At 50.9% G+C, this 17,792-nt stretch carries 16 protein-coding genes and 1 other RNA gene; all 17 read left to right on the forward strand.

Features of this window, described 5'->3' with window-relative positions; translation table 11 throughout:
• Window positions 1-78 precede the first annotated feature (78 nt).
• Window positions 79-431, forward strand: a transfer-messenger RNA (tmRNA) gene (gene ssrA / locus DW949_RS05095).
• Window positions 432-570: 139 nt separating this feature from the next.
• Entirely contained in the window at window positions 571-1,188 is a 618-nt protein-coding gene (locus tag DW949_RS05100) for a hypothetical protein (protein ID WP_118022173.1), read from the forward strand.
• 3 nt (window positions 1,189-1,191) lie between these two features.
• Window positions 1,192-1,953: a YdcF family protein gene (locus DW949_RS05105; protein WP_118022174.1), complete on the forward strand. Its 762-nt coding sequence runs from the start codon at window positions 1,192-1,194 to the stop codon at window positions 1,951-1,953.
• 151 nt (window positions 1,954-2,104) lie between these two features.
• Entirely contained in the window at window positions 2,105-3,133 is a 1,029-nt protein-coding gene (gene gap, locus DW949_RS05110; protein ID WP_118022175.1) for a type I glyceraldehyde-3-phosphate dehydrogenase, read from the forward strand.
• A 117-nt stretch (window positions 3,134-3,250) separates the two neighbouring features.
• Window positions 3,251-4,774, forward strand: a complete 1,524-nt coding sequence (gpmI, locus tag DW949_RS05115; protein WP_118022176.1) for a 2,3-bisphosphoglycerate-independent phosphoglycerate mutase — start codon at window positions 3,251-3,253, stop codon at window positions 4,772-4,774.
• A gap of 250 nt (window positions 4,775-5,024) precedes the next feature.
• Window positions 5,025-6,038 (forward strand): type I glyceraldehyde-3-phosphate dehydrogenase, encoded by a 1,014-nt coding sequence (gene gap, locus DW949_RS05120; RefSeq protein ID WP_059075586.1) that lies wholly within the window; start codon window positions 5,025-5,027, stop codon window positions 6,036-6,038.
• 35 nt (window positions 6,039-6,073) lie between these two features.
• Window positions 6,074-7,096, forward strand: a complete 1,023-nt coding sequence (locus DW949_RS05125; RefSeq protein WP_118022177.1) for a sugar-binding transcriptional regulator — start codon at window positions 6,074-6,076, stop codon at window positions 7,094-7,096.
• Window positions 7,097-7,118: 22 nt separating this feature from the next.
• The gene (locus DW949_RS05130; protein WP_118022178.1) at window positions 7,119-8,144 is read left to right on the forward strand and encodes a type I glyceraldehyde-3-phosphate dehydrogenase; all 1,026 of its coding nucleotides are present in this window, start codon (window positions 7,119-7,121) and stop codon (window positions 8,142-8,144) included.
• A 17-nt stretch (window positions 8,145-8,161) separates the two neighbouring features.
• Window positions 8,162-9,343, forward strand: a complete 1,182-nt coding sequence (gene pgk, locus DW949_RS05135) for a phosphoglycerate kinase (protein ID WP_118022179.1) — start codon at window positions 8,162-8,164, stop codon at window positions 9,341-9,343.
• Between the two features lie 35 nt (window positions 9,344-9,378).
• Window positions 9,379-10,140: a triose-phosphate isomerase gene (gene tpiA, locus DW949_RS05140; RefSeq protein WP_118022180.1), complete on the forward strand. Its 762-nt coding sequence runs from the start codon at window positions 9,379-9,381 to the stop codon at window positions 10,138-10,140.
• A gap of 297 nt (window positions 10,141-10,437) precedes the next feature.
• Window positions 10,438-11,067: a DUF47 domain-containing protein gene (locus DW949_RS05145; RefSeq protein ID WP_118022181.1), complete on the forward strand. Its 630-nt coding sequence runs from the start codon at window positions 10,438-10,440 to the stop codon at window positions 11,065-11,067.
• Window positions 11,060-12,049, forward strand: a complete 990-nt coding sequence (locus DW949_RS05150) for an inorganic phosphate transporter (protein WP_118022182.1) — start codon at window positions 11,060-11,062, stop codon at window positions 12,047-12,049. The genes DW949_RS05145 and DW949_RS05150 overlap by 8 nt, the downstream gene beginning before the upstream one ends.
• Before the next feature lie 186 nt (window positions 12,050-12,235).
• Window positions 12,236-12,718 carry an Rrf2 family transcriptional regulator gene (locus tag DW949_RS05155; RefSeq protein WP_118022183.1) on the forward strand — a complete coding sequence of 161 codons (483 nt, stop codon included), beginning with the start codon at window positions 12,236-12,238 and terminating at the stop codon, window positions 12,716-12,718.
• A gap of 177 nt (window positions 12,719-12,895) precedes the next feature.
• On the forward strand, window positions 12,896-13,720 hold the full coding sequence (gene cdaA / locus DW949_RS05160) for a diadenylate cyclase CdaA (RefSeq protein ID WP_059075594.1): 825 nt from the start codon (window positions 12,896-12,898) through the stop codon (window positions 13,718-13,720).
• Window positions 13,720-14,637 (forward strand): YbbR-like domain-containing protein, encoded by a 918-nt coding sequence (locus tag DW949_RS05165; protein WP_118022184.1) that lies wholly within the window; start codon window positions 13,720-13,722, stop codon window positions 14,635-14,637. The genes cdaA and DW949_RS05165 overlap by 1 nt, the downstream gene beginning before the upstream one ends.
• 14 nt (window positions 14,638-14,651) lie before the next feature.
• Window positions 14,652-16,259 (forward strand): NAD(P)/FAD-dependent oxidoreductase, encoded by a 1,608-nt coding sequence (locus DW949_RS05170; RefSeq protein WP_199595763.1) that lies wholly within the window; start codon window positions 14,652-14,654, stop codon window positions 16,257-16,259.
• Window positions 16,260-17,615, forward strand: a complete 1,356-nt coding sequence (glmM, locus tag DW949_RS05175; protein ID WP_118022185.1) for a phosphoglucosamine mutase — start codon at window positions 16,260-16,262, stop codon at window positions 17,613-17,615.
• Window positions 17,616-17,792 lie beyond the last annotated feature (177 nt).

Here is a 17,792-nt window from a genome sequence, read left to right on the forward strand (position 1 = left end):
AAAAGTTATCGTTTGAGGCTTGTAAATCCTTTTTTCTATGATATACTATAGTGTACACAGCAATGTGTATACCTTTACGGGGATGTAAAGGTTTCGACGTGGATGGTTGTATCATGAATAGCGAGCCGGGGTGTCATCTGCCCGTAAATCGGTGAAAACGTTAAATTAAACGCTAAAGAAGAAAACTTTGCTTTAGCTGCCTAAGCGCAGCTAACGTCCCTTTCTGCTAATCCTGCGGGCAGGGATGGGACGTCACTTAGCGGGATACCTTCCGGTTTTGCCTGGCGGCCGGAACGGGAAACTCACAGGCTGGAGTCAGTCTAGTTTGTCCTTGTACGACAACTGCTCGAGATAACTAACAAGGTCTGCGCTCGGAGAGGTTCATGGGGCGGCATTTACGGACAGGAGTTCGACTCTCCTCATCTCCACCAGATAAAGAAGTGCTGTTGCACACGTATTGTGCGGCAGCACCTTTTTTTCATTTCCCATTATGGGATGCCTCCTTATAAAAAAATATGCTATAATAAAAAATGACCATTTTGGTACTCTTTTGGAACAGGGATGATAGCAATGAAAGAATTACCGCTTTTCAAAGTTGGCAATTATTATGGATATAATCAGGAACTCTTTACAGACCACTGGATGAATATCGGAGGCTGTGGTGCTGTAACGGCCTGTGATGTCAGTATTTATCTGGATCTGAATCAGGGGCTCAGCCGGTTGTACCCGTACGATATCCATCATCTGACGGCACAGGATTATATTAACTTTTCACAGATTATGAAACCCTTTCTGCGCCCACGCCAGAACGGTATTGATACGTTGGAATTATGGATACAGGGATACAGCAATTACCTGCGGTCTGTGGGGGAACATCATATATCCATGCACGGCCTGTACAGCGACTGTCCGCTGAAAGAACTGGAAAGTGCCGTAAAGTGGGAAATAGACCATAATCTTCCCGTTCCGTACCTCAATTTAAAGCATGCCAATCCGGACCTGGCTGCCTATGTCTGGCATTGGTTCTGGCTGGCAGGCTATGCGCAGTACGAAGATACGTTCCTGGTCAAACTCGTGACCTATGGCAGTTTCCGCTGGTTTTCCCTGGAGGAGTTGTGGAATAGTGGTTACAAACGCAAAGGTGGTGTCATCCTCCTGAACGTATCGAAAAAAGGAAGGGAAGCGTAAGTCATGCTGTATATCATCAAATGGCTGTATATGTGGATCCTGCCTTTGGGGGGCGTATTTCTTGCCTTGTTTGCTATTCTTATATATATGTTCCGAAAACGCGCTGCCGGCCGCTGGGCACTGCTCATAACCGTGATCTGCTTCTATGGCCTTTCCATCCAACCGGTGAGTCATTTGTTTGTGCATCCCTTGGAAACACAGTATGAACAGCCGTCATTGGACCAGCTCGACGGGGATGTCATCATCCTGCTGGGAGGCGGTTCCCTGGCCGGCGTGCCTGATTTCGATGGTACAGGCCAGCTGGGCCTTGCAGCGTCCCACCGGTTCCTGACGGCTGTGCGTATCCAGAAGGCGCTGCACGTACCGGTTCTCCTTTCCGGGGGCGTCGTGTTTGCTGGTGATGCCAGCGAGGCGGCCATTGAAAAACGGATGCTTCTGTCTCTGGGCGTAGAGGAGAAGAACATCATCAGTGATGAAAAAAGCCGGAATACAGCAGAAAATGCCCGTTTTGCCAAAAAACTGTGCGATGCCCATGGCTGGCATCATCCTATCGTTGTGACCAGTGGGTTCCACATGGCACGGGCCATTGGCTTTTTTACCCGTGAAGGCATGGATGTCACCCCCTATCCCTGCGATTACCGTACAACCGATGCATACCGTCTGTCGCCGTTTTCCTTTATTCCCCAGTCCATTGTCCTTTTCGATTCCTGTCTGGCAATCAAAGAATATGCCGGGATGATGGCAGCAAAAGCAGGCTTGCAATAGCAGGTCTGTCTTTTTATGGTAAAAGTGGGACATAAAATGACCATGGCATTGCATTATTGTTCCCAATGTGGCATAATGACATTGTAAGAACGAAGTAGTCAAAAACATCCATTAGCGATGTGCCTATAGTTAAAAAAAGGAGTGTATTCTCATGATCAATGTTGGCATTAACGGTTTTGGCCGTATCGGACGTCTGGTTTTTCGTGCTTCCATGAAGCGGGATGACATCAATATTGTAGCAATCAATGACCTTTGCGAAGTAGATTACATGGCATATCTTTTGAAATACGATACCATGCATGGCCGCTTCCATGGTAAAGTTGAAGCCGATGTAGAAAAGAATGAACTCATCGTCAATGGCAAACATATCCGCGTAACTCAGGAAAAAGACCCGGCCAATCTGAAATGGGACGAAGTCGGTGCCGAATACGTCGTTGAATCGACGGGACGTTTCCTGACTCCGGAACTGGCAGAAAAACATTTGCAGGCCGGTGCCAAATACGTCGTCCTTTCCGCTCCTTCCAAAAAAGGAAAAGATGGCAAACAGGCAGATATGTTCGTCTGTGGGGTTAACACGGATCAGTACGCCGGCCAGAAAATCGTTTCCAATGCTTCCTGCACGACGAACTGCCTGGCACCGCTGGCAAAAGTCATCAATGATGCTTACGGTATCGAATCGGGCCTGATGACGACTGTACATTCCGTCACAGCTACACAGGAACCGGTCGATGGACCGTCTGCCAAGGATTGGCGTGGTGGCCGTGCGGCAACGGGAAATATCATTCCTTCCACGACGGGCGCTGCCAAAGCCGTAGGCAAAGTCATTCCGGAACTGGATGGCAAACTGACCGGTATGTCCATGCGTGTACCGACTCTGGACGTTTCTGTCGTAGACCTTACGGTCAACCTGAAGAAACCAGCATCGTATGACGAAATCTGCGCTACCGTCAAAAAAGCAGCGGAAGGCGAACTCAAAGGCATCCTCGGTTATACCGATGAACCGCTCGTATCGTCGGACTTCCTCGGCTGCCCGCTTACTTCCATTTTCGATGCTCAGGCTGGCATTGCCCTGACAGACAAATTTGTCAAACTCGTTTCCTGGTACGATAACGAAATTGGCTATTCCAATAAAGTGCTGGATCTGATCCAGATCATGAATGCCTATAACAGCAAACACTGAGACAATCATACCGGATAGATGCCTGCCACGGCTGGAAAGGCAGCGAAGTACATATTATAATGAGGGCAGGGATTCATTCCCTGCCCTTTTTAATCTATAAGCAAGGAGATATTCTGTATGACACAAAAACACACAGTAATGCTGATCATCATGGACGGGTTTGGATGCCGTGATGAAAAGAAAGATAATGCCGTGGCTATGGCGGATCTGAAGGTGCTGCCACGCTTGTGGCATGATTATCCACACTCTCATCTGGAAGCGTCCGGTGAAGCCGTCGGACTTCCGGCGGGCCAGATTGGGAATTCCGAAGTGGGACATCTCAATATCGGTGCCGGACGGGTCGTCTATCAGGCGCTGACGAAAATTACAAACGATATTAAAACGGGCGCTTTCTTCGAAAAGGAATCATTGGTGGGAGCCATGGAAAATGCCCGGGACCGTCATTCGGCTCTTCACCTTATGGGGCTCGTGTCGCCCGGCGGCGTGCACAGCAGTGAAAAACACCTCTTTGGCCTGCTGGAAATGGCCAGACGATATGGACTGAAAAAAGTCTTTATCCATGCCTTCCTCGATGGCCGTGATGTTCTGCCCCGCAGTGCCGGCCCGTTCCTACAGGCGCTGGAAGACGAATGCCACCGTCTCGGTACAGGTACCATCGCGACGATCAGTGGCCGCTATTATGCCATGGACAGGGATAACCGCTGGGACCGCACGGAAAAAGCATACAAGGCCATAGCATTTGGTGAAGGTGTCGAAGCGGCCGATGCCCAGTCCTGCCTTCGTGATTCCTATGCAGCTGGCGTTTCCGATGAGTTTGTCGTGCCGGCCGTCCTCTGCCATCAGCCCGTTGCCGACGGGGACAGCGTCATCTTCTTTAATTTCCGTCCCGACCGGGCGCGGCAGCTGACAGAAGCTTTTGTCACTCCTGATTTCAAGGGATTCGCCCGTCCGGAAAAACGGGATGTCTATTTTACGACCATGACCCGTTATGAAGACGGCCTGCCTGTCCACATCGCCTATGATAAAGAAACCATTGTCAATACGCTGGGAGAAGTACTGGCCAAAGCGGGAAAGAAGCAGCTGCGCATTGCGGAAACGGAAAAATACGCTCATGTAACGTATTTCTTCAACGGAGGCAATGAAACGCCCAATCCCGGTGAAGACCGCATCCTCGTTCCATCTCCCAAAGTTGCGACCTATGACCTGCAGCCGGAAATGAGTGCCCCTGTCGTGACTGATAAAGTCATCGAACAAATCCAGTCCGGCACATACGATATGATCATGCTGAACTTTGCCAATGCCGATATGGTGGGACATACGGGCGTCATCCCGGCGGCAATCAAGGCCGTAGAAACAGTCGATACCTGCGTCGGCCGTATTGTAGAAGCGCTGCAGCAGACCGGTGGCGAAGTACTGATCATCGCCGACCATGGCAATGCCGAACAGATGGCAGATCCCGTGACGGGTTCTCCCTATACGGCGCATACGACGAATAAGGTTCCCTGTATCCTGGTCAGCAGCCGCCATCAGCATGACGCTTTATCTGATGGCAAACTGGCCGATGTCGCTCCGACGCTGCTCCATCTTGCCGGATTATCTGTGCCGGCTGAAATGACCGGGAAAGATCTGCTTCATCCATAAAATTACGCATAAAACAAAAAAGAGTATAGACATAATAAATAAAATAGTATACTAAATAAGAAAATCACACGTATATAGTGCCTATATAGTGCGCTGTTTCCTCCTTACACAACCATAACAGGAAAAAATAATTTACAAATTGGTGATTGTAGTATACACTATAGCTGTAGAACTTAAAAGAGGTGTAGTCTGTCCGAATATCCTGGCGGTCAGGCATAGCTACCTGGATTATGTGTAAGGAGGAAGCATAATGACAGTAAAAATAGGTATCAGTGGCTTTGGCAGAATTGGCCGGTGCACACTCCGCACGTCCCTGCTGCAGCCGGAAATTGAAATCGCGGCTATCAATAATCGTTCCGTAGGGCCTATCATGGCGGACCTTTTGAAATTCGATACCGTCCATGGCACGTGGAATCACGATGTTTCTTATGATGAAGGAACGAGTGAACTGATTATTGACGGACGCCGCATTCCCGTGACCAATCACACGGATCCGGCTGATATTCCCTGGAAAAAACTGGGCGTAGATGTCGTAGTCGAATCGACAGGTAAATTCAAAGACCGCGAATCGGCATCGAAACATCTGGCAGGCGGTGCCAAACGCGTCATCATTACGGCACCGGGCAAAAACCCTGATACGACCATTGTCATGGGTGTCAATGAAGAAACGTACGACCCGGAAAAACATCGCATTATTTCCAATGGCTCATGCACGACAAACTGCCTGGCTCCTGTAGCCAAGGTATTGTCCCGCGAATTCGGCATTGTTCGTGGCATGATGACGACCGTCCATGCCTATACGAATGACCAGCTTCTCGTCGATGGCGTACACAAAGATATGCGCCGTGCCCGCTGTGCCACCCAGTCAATTATTCCGACCTCTACGGGTGCAGCCAAGGCTGTCGCCCTGGTTCTGCCTGAACTGAAAGGCAAATTCACCGGTATGGCCCTGCGTGTCCCGACCCCGAACGTTTCGATGACCGACCTCGTAGCCATCCTGCAGAAAAAAGTAACCGTAGAAGAAGTAAACGGTGCCTTGAAAAAATGGGCAGAAGGCCCGCTGAAAGGCATACTGGCTTATTCCGAAGATGCTACCGTTTCTTCCGATTATATCAGCGATCCCCATAGTTCCATTGTCGATTCGCTGGATACACAGATTGTCGAAGGCGACATGATCAAAGTTGTTGCCTGGTATGATAACGAATGGGGATATTCTCTCCGCGTCAATGACCTGGCGGCCTATATGGCAACCAAGGGTATTTAAAGACTATCATGACAGGCAGCAAAAGGGAGGAAAAGATGAAAGAAAAGACTCTCAACGTCTTTCGCAAAATAGCCCCCGATGTGATGGGGACCATCAAAGAAAGATATTTGCTGCTCCGTCATATTTCTGATGCGGAACCCGTCGGGCGCCGGTCTCTGGCTGCCTTGTCGGGCTTATCTGAACGAGTAGTACGGGCACATGTGGATGTGCTGCGGCGCAGCGGCCTTGTGCGTTTTACGACCATGGGGATTGCCCTTGAGCCGGAAGGACGCAGGCTGATGCCGGATTTGCTGGAATGTTTCCTGCGCCTGAATAATGTCGATGATATGCAGCGGCGGCTCTGCCAGCACCTGCAGCTGAAAGAAGTGTATATCGTACCGGGTGATTGTGATACCGATAAAGCGGCCTGCGAAGAAATGGGCCGTCAGGCAGCCCTGCTCCTCAACGACCTGCTCACGCGGGGGGCCATCGTCGCCATCAGTGGCGGTTCGACCATGGCTGAAGTAGCCCGCTGCCTGCCTGAGAGTACAGCCGGCCCGGTCATCGTACCGGCCCGGGGCGGCATCGGCAATCACGTCGAATTCCAGGCCAACTATATTGCCGCCAACGTAGCGGTCAAGACGCATGGAACGTACCGGATGGTCCATATTCCGGACGGACTGAGCCAGTCGGCCCTGCATCTCATGCTCGATGCTGATGAACAGGCGAGAGAAAATGTAGCTCTGGCACAAAAAGCCCAGATTGTCCTGTTCGGCATAGGCCGGGCGGATACGATGGCAAAACGGCGCGGCCTGACGACAATAGAGACGCACGCCCTGAAGGAGCTCATGGCCTGTGGCGAGTCCCTGGGCTGTTATTGCAGTCTGGACGGTCATGTCGTCCACGAGGCGAGTAACGCCGGTATTTCTTTGAAAGACATAAAAAAACATCCACATGTTATTGCTGTCGCAGGCGGCACCAGCAAGGCGGAAGCCATCCTTGCAGTGATGCGTGCCTGCCGTACAGGAATCCTCGTTACAGATGAAGGAGCCGCAGAACAAATCCTGAAGATGATATGATAATGAGGAAAGGGTGTATAGCATGGTAAAAGTAGGTATTAATGGATTCGGGCGTATTGGCAGAAGTTTTTTCAAGATTGCCCAGCGATATCAGGATGAAATTGAAATCGTCGGCATCAATGATATCGGTTCGCCGAAACAGATGGCCCATCTTTTGAAGTATGACAGCATCTATGGCACACTGAAAAATAACGTCACCTATGATACGGGTCACATCATCGTCGATGGAAAGCCGTATCCGCTGTTTCAGCAGAAAGATGTAAAAGATGTCGATTGGGATGCCCTCGGTGCCCAGATCATCATCGAATCATCGGGCAAATATGCCGGCCGCCGTACGGCGAGTTCTCAGGACCGCCTTCCCCTTGGTGGCAGCGTGAAGAAAGTCATCATCACGGCTCCGTCCACCATCGATGACATCACGATTGTCCTCGGCGTCAATGAAGATAAATACAATCCCAAGAAACACCACGTCATTTCCGGAGCGTCTATGACGACCTGCGGCCTGGCAGCCATCCTGAAACTGATGAACGATACGTATGGCGTCAGACGCGGTATGACCACCTCTATCCATTCCTACACGACGGACCAGAAAATCCTCGACGTATCCCATAAAGACTTCCGCCGCGCCCGGGCTGCGGGCATGTCGATCATTCCGACGACGACCGGTGCTGCCGAAGCTATTACCAAAGTCCTGCCGGAATTTGAAGGCAAACTGAGCTGCCGGGCAGTCCGCGTTCCGACGCCGGATGTCTCCATTGTGGATATTGTCCTGGAATTAGAAGATAAAAACGTTACCCTGGAAGATTTAAACAGCACCTTCAAAAAAGCCGCTGCCTGGAAATACAGAGGCATCATCGATACAAACGAAGATGAACTCGTATCGGTCGATTACCGCGGCAATGAAAATACGACGACCATCGACATTCCCCTCAATATGGCCATGGACGGAGGCATGGTGAAAATTGTCTCCTGGTATGATAACGAATGGGGATATGCCCGCCGCGTCGTCGAACTGGTGAAATACCTTACATCCCAGGGTCTCGACTGACGAGAGGAGAGACTACCATGAAAAAAATAATTACTGATGTAGATGTAGATAAGAAAAAAGTATTTGTCCGCGCAGATTTTAATGTGCCCCTCGATGAAAATGGCATCATCACCGACGACACACGGATCCAGAAGACATTGCCGACAATCCGCTATCTCCTCGACCATCAGGCAGCGGTCATCCTGGCCAGCCATCTGGGCCGGCCAAAAGGAAAGGTCGTTGAAAAATATTCCTTGAAACCGGTGGCAGTCCGCCTGTCGGAACTGCTGGGGATTCCCGTACAGATGGCACCGGACTGCATCGGCGTTGAAACGGAAGCCATGGCTGGGGCACTGCAGCCGGGGCAGGTCCTGCTGCTGGAAAACCTGCGCTTTCATGGGGAAGAAGAAAAAAACGACCCGGAATTTTCCCGCAAACTGGCCTCTCTGGCTGATGTGGGTATCAATGATGCCTTCGGATGCTGTCACCGCGCTCATGCGTCCGTAGCCGGCATCGCTGCTTTTCTTCCTATGGCTGCTGGTTTCCTTCTGGAAAAAGAAATCCGCTTCATCGGTGGCGCTGTCGATCATCCGGCACACCCCTTTGCAGCTATCATCGGCGGTGCCAAAGTATCTGATAAGATTGAAGTCATTTCCAATCTGCTGCCCAAAGTCGATGTCATGATCATAGGTGGCGGTATGGCCAATACGTTCCTGGCAGCCCAGGGATACGGCATCGGAAAATCTCTCGTAGAAGCCGACAAGATTGATCTGGCGAAGAAACTCATCGCCCAGGCGGCGGACGAAGGAAAGAAACTGCTCCTGCCCGTCGATGTGACCGTAGCAGAAGCTTTTTCCAATGATGCAGCCCATAAAGTCGTACCGGCTGATGCCGTGCCGGAAGGCTGGATGATTCTCGATATCGGGACAAAGACACAGGAACTGTTTGCCCGTGAACTGGACCCGATGAAACTCATCGTCTGGAATGGTCCGATGGGAGTATTTGAAATGGAAAACTTTGCCAAAGGGACCGAATCTGTTGCCCGGGCCGTGGCCCATTCACAGGCAGTTTCCATTGTTGGCGGTGGTGACTCCGTTTCGGCTGTAAACAAGACAGGCCTTGCTGATCAAATCAGCCATATCTCTACTGGCGGCGGTGCTTCCCTGGAATATCTGGAAGGCAAGAAACTGCCCGGTATAGAATCGCTGAGTGACAAATAAATCTATTTACTATCAGTCGTAAAGGAGTTTTCGAGATGAGAAAAACAATTATTGCAGGTAACTGGAAGATGAATCACACCGGAAAAGAAACGAGGGAAACCATCATGGCCCTCGTACAGGGACTTACCGGTGCGGAACAGGCAGATATCGTCATTGCCCCTGTATTCCCCTATTTGCCGCTGGCTGTAGAACTGACAAAGGGAACGGCCGTACACGTCGCTGCCCAGAATATGCACTGGCTGGATAACGGTGCCTATACGGGCGAAGTATCACCGGCTATGCTGAAGGATATCGGTGTCAGCCATGTCATTATCGGCCATTCGGAACGGCGGGAATATAATAATGAAACCGACGAAACTGTCAATCAGAAAGTCAAATCTGCACTGGCCCATAGCCTCACGCCGATTCTCTGCTGCGGAGAAACACTGGCCCAGCGTGAAAGCGGTGCCATGCAGTCCTGGGTAGAAGGTCAGATCGAAAACGCCCTGAAAGATATTGCAGCGGCTGATATAACGAAAGTGGTCATTGCCTATGAACCAATCTGGGCTATCGGGACCGGCAAAACGGCGACGGCTGCTCAGGCAGAAGAAGTATGTGCCATTATCCGCAACAAACTGGCAGCTCTCTACGATGACGCAGCCGCACAGAATGTATCTATTTTGTATGGTGGCAGTGTCAAAGGAAAAAATGCAGCCGAACTGACGGCCTGCCCGGATATTGATGGCGGTCTGGTCGGCGGTGCCAGTCTGAAAGCAGGTGATTTCCTGGAAATCATCCACAAAGCCGTTATCAAATAGTCCATACGTCATCGGCAAACGATATTGCAAATTTTATATATCAAATAAAGTCTCTATTTATCCTTCTTCTTTTAGGATAATAGAGACTTTTCTTTTTGCGCATAAGAAAATGGATGAATATCGATTTAAAAGAATGTATCAGAGACTACAAAAGGTAAAACGATTGTGTAGAATAAAAAAAGCGCATATGATATAATTCAGAGTAGGCCTTTGTAAAATTTTAATGATGATTACGTCAAATTTATGTAAATTATTCAGGCCGGTTTGTACTTGCAAAGATGAGGAGATTGGACGACTATGGCATTCCATTTAAAGCCGAAAGAAGAGAAGTTTTTCACCCTGCTCGACGAACATGCACGTATCAGCTATGAAGCGGCGGACCTGCTGCGACAGGCTATGAACAAGGAAATCCCCACAGAAGATGCCATGCATCAGATTTTTGACCTGAAGACCAAGGCAAATGAACTGGTAGTCGAAACGATGAAACGATTGCAGAAAACGTTTATTACCCCTATGGACCGGGAAGATATCCAGCAGCTGATTGACCAGCTGGACGCTACCGTAGACAGTATCAATGATATCATGGATAAAATGTGGATGTACAAAGTTGGTGATGCTACGGAAGGCACCAAACAGATGACGGTCATTACGGCCAAAGCGATGAAAGAAATCCGCAAATCTATCGGATACATGAAGGACCTGAAGAAAAATTACCTCAAAGTAGAAGCGCGTAGCAAGAAAGTCCTGAAACTGGAACAGGACTGTGACGACCTCTACCACGAAGAAATGGCAAAGTTATTTGCCGAATGCAAAGATCCTATCGAAATCATTAAATGGAAAGAAATCCTGCAGTCTGTCGAAGACGTGACAGATGACTGTGAAGACCTGGTTGTCACGTTCAGGAGGGTTGTATTGAAATATGCCTGAGCATTGGTTAATCTGGGCAGTTGTACTGCTTGCCGTTCTTTTTGATTATGTCAATGGGTTCCATGATACGGCCAATGCCATTGCTACCAGTGTATCAACACGGGCAATCACGCCGCGTCATGCTATTATTATGGCGGCTACGCTGAATTTTGCCGGTGCCATGATCAGTACCGGTGTTGCCAAGACTATTGGGGGCGATCTGGTTCTCAATCCGTCCCAGATCAGTCTGGAAGTCATTGTGGCTGCTCTGATCGGTTCGATTATCTGGAATATCACGACCTGGTATTATCGTATTCCCAGCAGTTCATCCCATTCCCTCGTAGGAGGTGTCATCGGTGCCGTCTCCATCAGCGTCGGACCGGCTGCCCTGGATGTTACGGGGATCAGTAAAATCGTCATGTCCCTGATTCTGTCGCCTATTGTGGCCCTTGCGACAGGGTACTTTGTCATGATTGGCTTATTGTGGATTTTCCGCAATTTTTCGCCTATTACTCTGAACCGGCAGTTCCGTAAAATGCAGCTCGTGTCGGCCAGCCTCATGGCGTTTTCTCATGGCTCCAATGATGCACAGAAAGCGATGGGCATCATCGCCCTGGCACTTTTGTCCGGTGGCTACATTGAAACCATGGAAATTCCTGTATGGGTAAAAATCGCCTGCGCCACATCCATGGCACTGGGAACATCGGCTGGCGGATGGCGTATTATTTCTACGATGGGCACGAAGATTTTCAAGATGGAATCCATCAATGGCTTTGCTGCAGACCTGAATTCATCCATCGTCATCTTTACGGCGACATTCCTCCACCTGCCGGTCAGTACGACTCACGTCGTATCCGGTTCCATCATGGGCATCGGGTCGGCCGAACGGGTCCGCGCCGTCCATTGGGGCGTAGCCCGCAGCATGCTCCTGGCCTGGGTCATTACGATTCCCATCAGTGCCTGTATTTCTGCTGTTATTTATCTGGGTCTGAGCCTGTTATAAGTTAGCTGTATGAATCCTTTGCTGTGCAGTACGCAGTCGTATTTGCACAGCTTTTTGTATTATGTCAAAAAATACGGAATAATGAGCTAAAAAACTATACGAATTTAGTGAATTATTGTATAATAAGAAACAAGGAGAATGATGCGGCCGGGATGTTAATGCTGCATCAGCAAGGAGGATTATGCTATGAGATTGAATCAGGCAACAGATTATGCGTTCCGTATGGTATTGTATCTGGCATCTTTGCCGGAAGGAACGAAAATAACCGGGGCGGCTCTGGCAGAAAAACAGAATATACCAGAACGTTTCTTATTAAAAATTATGCGCAGTCTGACCGCTGCCAACATTATGAAATCATACCGGGGCGTAGAAGGAGGATTTGCCCTCCAGCGCGCACCGAAAGATATCACCCTTTTTGATATTATTGAAGCCGTAGAAGGACAGACGGAATTACAGCGCTGCCTTCATGACGTGGGATCCTGCTCCAAAGGCTGCAGCGGCATGTGCTCCATTTACGCGGCTTTTGCCGGTATCCAGCGTAATCTGGCAAAACAGTTGAAATCGTATAATTTTGAAGACCTGGCGAATCAGGAAAAGGCTATAAAGAACGCCGAAGAAGCTGCTAAAGTGGCTTCTGCCCCGGACGAAGACAAAGCAAAGGCGGAATAATCATACCTGCATGGAAACTGGTACTGAAGTGCGCATATTTTCAGTACCAGTTTTTATTTGCCCGGGGGCAGGGAAGAAGCTCTTTTCAGCGCCCCTGAAATATTGTACAATAAAAATACTGTATGAAAGAAATCATGCAGATACTTGTATTTCAGGTATTCTATCAGGGAGTGTACTATGTATTTACCAATTCAGGGATTCATCAGCAGTTTCCGTCTGCTCGATGTTGTAGATATTCTGCTCGTTGCTTTCTTTCTATATAAAATGCTGATCCTGATCCGCAATACGCGGGCCGTGGCGCTTATCAAGGGCCTCATCGTCCTCGGTGCTGTCACGGTGATCAGTAGCAGCCGTTTTCTCAACCTTCACGTGATCAACTGGATGCTTCAGCAGGGCATGATGGTCATCATGTTTGCACTGCCTGTCGTATTCCAGCCGGAATTGCGCCGCGCTCTGGAACAAATCGGGCGCGGCCGTCTCATCCGTTCCAGTCAGGTCGTCGATATGGAAGCCCTGGAACGGCTCCTCGATGAAATCGTAGCGGTTACGGAATCCATGTCCAAGACTCATACGGGGGCGCTCATCGTGTTCGAACGCGATGTCGGCCTCAATGACTATATCGATACGGGCATCCAGATTGATGGCAAAGTGTCGCGGGAGCTATTGGGCAATATTTTCATTCCCAATACGCCGCTCCACGATGGCGCCGTCATTATCCGCGATGACCGCATCATGGCTGCCGGCTGTCTGCTGCCCCTGACCAGTGACCGCTCCCTTTCTACGGAACTGGGAACGCGTCACCGGGCCGCTATCGGCATCAGCGAACTGGCCGATGCTGTCGTCGTCGTGGTCAGTGAAGAAACGGGGTCTATTTCCTATACGTACGGTGGACATATTTACCGCCATCTCGACGGCACGGCGCTGCGCAACGTTCTCATGACATTTCTCAAACGGCAGCCCCAGGGACTGGCCAATATCTTGAAATGGAGGCCGATGAAATAATGATCAAGCTCAATCAGAAATGGCAGCTGCGCATTATCTGCCTCATTCTGGCCATTGTCCTATGGTTTGTCATCATCAATGAACAGAACCCGACGAGCGAAGGCAGCTATACCGTGCCGGTCACGGTAGAAAATCTCAATTCCCAGTATATTGCAGCCAATGTCCCTAAGACGGTGTATGTACGCCTTCAAGGCCCGCGCAACACGATTATCAATGTAGGCGCGTCGGATATCAAAGCCTATATCGACCTTTCCAGCGCCCAGGAAGGGGAAATGGAAGTTCCGATACACGTACAGATTCCCAATGGTACGGAACTGAAGAAACAGTCACAGAATTCAGCAAAACTTTATATTGATGTCTATGCCGTCCAGGAATTTAAACTGACACCGCATCTCACGGGCAAGTTGCCCGATACGGTAGCCATCAGCAGCCTGCGCATGGTCCCCGATACGGTCGTCGTCAGCGGGGCGCGCCGCCTGATTCAGCAGGTAGACCGGGCCATCATCAATATCCCCGTCGGTGATGCGGATGAGGATTTCTCTGTGATGGCACCGATTCATCTGGTCCATGCTGACGGATCCTCTGTAGAAGGGCTGGAAATGACGCCGTGGCAGAGCAAGGTCAACGTCAAGGTCCTGACGAACGCCGTAACCAAGCGGGTTCCCGTCTATGTGACGACGACGGGGACACCGGCCGATGGCTATTCCGTGAAGAGTGTCAGCCCTATTCCGGAAAGTGTGGAAGTCCGGGGCCGGGCCGATGTCGTCGGTACCGTATCGGGCATCAATCTGGCAGCGGTCAATGTCAATGGCATCAGTGAAACGAAAGACTTTGAAATGTCTGCGCCATCTATTGATGGGGCCGTCTTTACGCCGGATACGATTAAAGTTACCGTTGAAGTCGGCAAGAACGAGTAAAGGAGAGAGTCATTTTGCTCAGAGTACTAAATATACGGACCGCCGTTCCCATGGAAAAGCCGCTTCCGGTCCTGGTGGCGAAAAAGTTGCGCTGCCGCAGAGAAGATATACAGCGGCTGGTCATCGTGCGCCGGTCCATAGATGCCCGCCGCAAGCCTCACATCTATTTTGTCTTTACGGTAGATGTCACCCTGGCGGATGAAGCACGGGTATGGAAACACTGCCATGATGCGAAGGATGTGCGGAAATTGGAAGTCCGCCCCGAACCGCCGGTTCATCCCGGCAGTCAGAAACTGGCCCACAGGCCGGTCGTCGTCGGTACCGGTCCGTCCGGTCTGGCGGCGGCACTGGAACTGGCCCGCCATGGATACCGGCCGGTCGTATACGAACGGGGCTGCGATATCGACACGCGGACCCGTCACGTGGAAGAATTCTGGGAAGGCGGCCCCTTCCGGCCTGAGTCGAATGTACAGTTCGGCGAAGGCGGGGCCGGTACCTTTTCTGATGGCAAACTGACGACGCGGGTCAACCATCCCCTGCTGCCCAGGATACTGCATATGTTTGTCCAGGCCGGGGCTCCGGAAGATATCCAGTATGCCTATAATCCCCACGTCGGTACGGATATCCTGCGCCGCGTCGTAAAGAATATGCGCCAGACTATAGAACGCATGGGCGGGACCATTCATTTCAACAGCTGCGTGACCGGCATCGGCCGGGACGATACGGGACAGGTCACATCGGTTACCATCAATGGCACAGAGCAGGTCCCGGCAGAGGTCGTCATTATGGGAATCGGGCACAGTGCACGCGATACGTATCATATGCTGTACCAGCAGGGCATCCATATGGAACGGAAAGACTTTGCCGTAGGTGTGCGCATCGAGCATACCCAGGACCTGATCGACCATTCCCAGTACGGCTGCTCTGCGGCCGACCTGGGGCTGGATGCCGCCGATTATGCACTGGTATATCATGATAAAGAAAATGGCCGGTCCTGTTATTCGTTCTGCATGTGTCCCGGCGGCGTCGTCGTGGCGGCGGCGTCTGAAGAAGGCGGTGTCGTGACCAATGGCATGAGCCTGTACAAACGGGACAGCGGCATTGCTAACAGTGCTCTCGTCGTCAATGTTACGGCCGATGATGTAGGCAGTTCGTCACCGCTGGCAGGTATCGAATTCCAGCGCCGCTATGAAAAACTGGCCTATGAAGCCGGTGGCAGGTCTTACAAGGCACCGGCACAGACGGTGGGATCGTTCCTGGGGCGGAACGATCCGGGGCAGATGCCGTCTGTTACATCCTACAGGCCCGGTGTCGTCTGGACCGATCTGCGTCGCGTCCTGCCTGGCTTTGTGACGGATACACTGGCCAGGGCCCTGCCGTATTTCGGCCGCCGTATTCATGGATTTGATGATACTAATGCGGTCATGACGGGTGTAGAGACCCGGACCAGTGCCCCTGTACGGATTGTCCGGGGAGAAGACCGCATGGCCGATGGCAGCAGCGGCCTCTATCCTGTTGGGGAAGGAGCCGGATATGCCGGTGGCATTATGAGTGCTTTTCTCGATGGTCTGGAAACAGCTATCGCTATTATAACTATATATCAACCGTTGGAGGGAAAATAAATGGCAAGATTGTTTGGAACTGATGGAGTACGAGGTATAGCAAATGATACATTGACGCCGGAACTGGCATATCATCTGGGACGGGCGGCTGCGTACGTACTGGGACAGGAAAAGGAACATCCCACATTCCTGATTGGCAGGGATACGCGTATTTCCGGGACGATGCTCGAAAGCATCCTGGCAGCAGGGATTACCTCGGCAGGAGGAAACTGCTACCTCGTCGGCGTGATTCCGACACCGGCCATCGCCTATCTGACGCGGGTCCATCATCTCGATGCCGGCGTCATGATTTCGGCTTCCCATAACCCGTTTGAATATAATGGCATCAAATTCTTCGACCAGTACGGGTATAAACTTCCCGATGAAACGGAAGACCGCATTGAAGAATACATGCTCAAAGATGAACGCTCTGGCATCCAGAGCCGTCCCACCGGTGCAGCAATCGGTACTATTTCCAACTGGACGAACCTGCAGGCTGAATATGAAGATTTCATCGTCCAGTCTACCGATGTCGATCTGACGGGACTGAAAATCGTTCATGACGGGGCCAACGGGTCGGCATCCCAGCTCGGTCCGGATATTTTCCGCCGCCTCGGTGCGGAAGTCATCGCCATCCACCACGAACCCAATGGCATCAATATCAACGACCACTGCGGTTCTACCCATCTGGAAAGTCTCAAAGAAGCCGTACTGAAGAACGGTGCCGATATCGGTATCGCCAATGACGGCGATGCCGACCGCTGCCTGGCCGTCGATGAAAAGGGCCAGGAAATGGACGGCGACCAGATTATGCTTCTCTGTGCCCTGAAACTGAAAGAAGAAGGCCGGTTGAAACAGGATACGGTCGTCGGCACGGTCATGAGCAATATCGGTTTCCATAAGGCACTGAAGGAAATGGGATGCCAGAGTGTCATCACCGCCGTCGGTGACCGCTATGTCCTGGAACGGATGCGCAAAGATGGCTACTGCCTGGGCGGTGAACAATCGGGACATATTATTTTCCTCGATTACAACACGACCGGTGATGGACTGCTGACAGCGGTACAATTGCTGTCCATCATGAAAACCCGTCAGAAGCCGCTGTCTGAACTGGCAGGCATCATGACGAAATATCCGCAGATTCTGAAAAACGTCACCGTACAGACCAAATCAGGCTGGGAAAATAACAATCTCATCATGGCGGCCATCGCTGCCGGAGAAGAAGAACTGGGAGATGAAGGCCGGATTCTCGTGCGCCCGTCCGGTACGGAACCGCTTATCCGCGTCATGGCAGAAGGTCCGGATCTGGATCAGTTGCAGCGTATCGTAGACGACATTGCCCTCGTCGTAGAACACGAAATGGGCCCGTCGAAATAAGCCAGGTATTGACCAGATGCATAGCTTATATTAAAATAGGGGAATGGAGTATACTACTTCATTCCCTTTTTTTCGTTTAGGAATCCATTCGTAAAATGGATAGCGCTAGTGCCTGCGTGAGGAACAGGCAGACGAGGTAGAGAAGTATCGAAGATTCAGCGGATGTCTCTCGGCAGC

Origin of the sequence: Megasphaera sp. AM44-1BH (assembly GCF_003467125.1) — a bacterium.
Taxonomy (GTDB): domain Bacteria; phylum Bacillota; class Negativicutes; order Veillonellales; family Megasphaeraceae; genus Megasphaera.

What these genes read in the sequence shown, in the direction of transcription:
- DW949_RS05100 (WP_118022173.1), top strand. Translation starts at nt 571, where the DNA reads ATGAAAGAATTACCGCTTTTCAAAGTTGGCAATTATTATGGATATAAT.
- DW949_RS05105 (WP_118022174.1), top strand. Translation starts at nt 1,192, where the DNA reads ATGCTGTATATCATCAAATGGCTGTATATGTGGATCCTGCCTTTGGGG.
- gap (WP_118022175.1), top strand. Translation starts at nt 2,105, where the DNA reads ATGATCAATGTTGGCATTAACGGTTTTGGCCGTATCGGACGTCTGGTT.
- gpmI (WP_118022176.1), top strand. Translation starts at nt 3,251, where the DNA reads ATGACACAAAAACACACAGTAATGCTGATCATCATGGACGGGTTTGGA.
- gap (WP_059075586.1), top strand. Translation starts at nt 5,025, where the DNA reads ATGACAGTAAAAATAGGTATCAGTGGCTTTGGCAGAATTGGCCGGTGC.
- DW949_RS05125 (WP_118022177.1), top strand. Translation starts at nt 6,074, where the DNA reads ATGAAAGAAAAGACTCTCAACGTCTTTCGCAAAATAGCCCCCGATGTG.
- DW949_RS05130 (WP_118022178.1), top strand. Translation starts at nt 7,119, where the DNA reads ATGGTAAAAGTAGGTATTAATGGATTCGGGCGTATTGGCAGAAGTTTT.
- pgk (WP_118022179.1), top strand. Translation starts at nt 8,162, where the DNA reads ATGAAAAAAATAATTACTGATGTAGATGTAGATAAGAAAAAAGTATTT.
- tpiA (WP_118022180.1), top strand. Translation starts at nt 9,379, where the DNA reads ATGAGAAAAACAATTATTGCAGGTAACTGGAAGATGAATCACACCGGA.
- DW949_RS05145 (WP_118022181.1), top strand. Translation starts at nt 10,438, where the DNA reads ATGGCATTCCATTTAAAGCCGAAAGAAGAGAAGTTTTTCACCCTGCTC.
- DW949_RS05150 (WP_118022182.1), top strand. Translation starts at nt 11,060, where the DNA reads ATGCCTGAGCATTGGTTAATCTGGGCAGTTGTACTGCTTGCCGTTCTT.
- DW949_RS05155 (WP_118022183.1), top strand. Translation starts at nt 12,236, where the DNA reads ATGAGATTGAATCAGGCAACAGATTATGCGTTCCGTATGGTATTGTAT.
- cdaA (WP_059075594.1), top strand. Translation starts at nt 12,896, where the DNA reads ATGTATTTACCAATTCAGGGATTCATCAGCAGTTTCCGTCTGCTCGAT.
- DW949_RS05165 (WP_118022184.1), top strand. Translation starts at nt 13,720, where the DNA reads ATGATCAAGCTCAATCAGAAATGGCAGCTGCGCATTATCTGCCTCATT.
- glmM (WP_118022185.1), top strand. Translation starts at nt 16,260, where the DNA reads ATGGCAAGATTGTTTGGAACTGATGGAGTACGAGGTATAGCAAATGAT.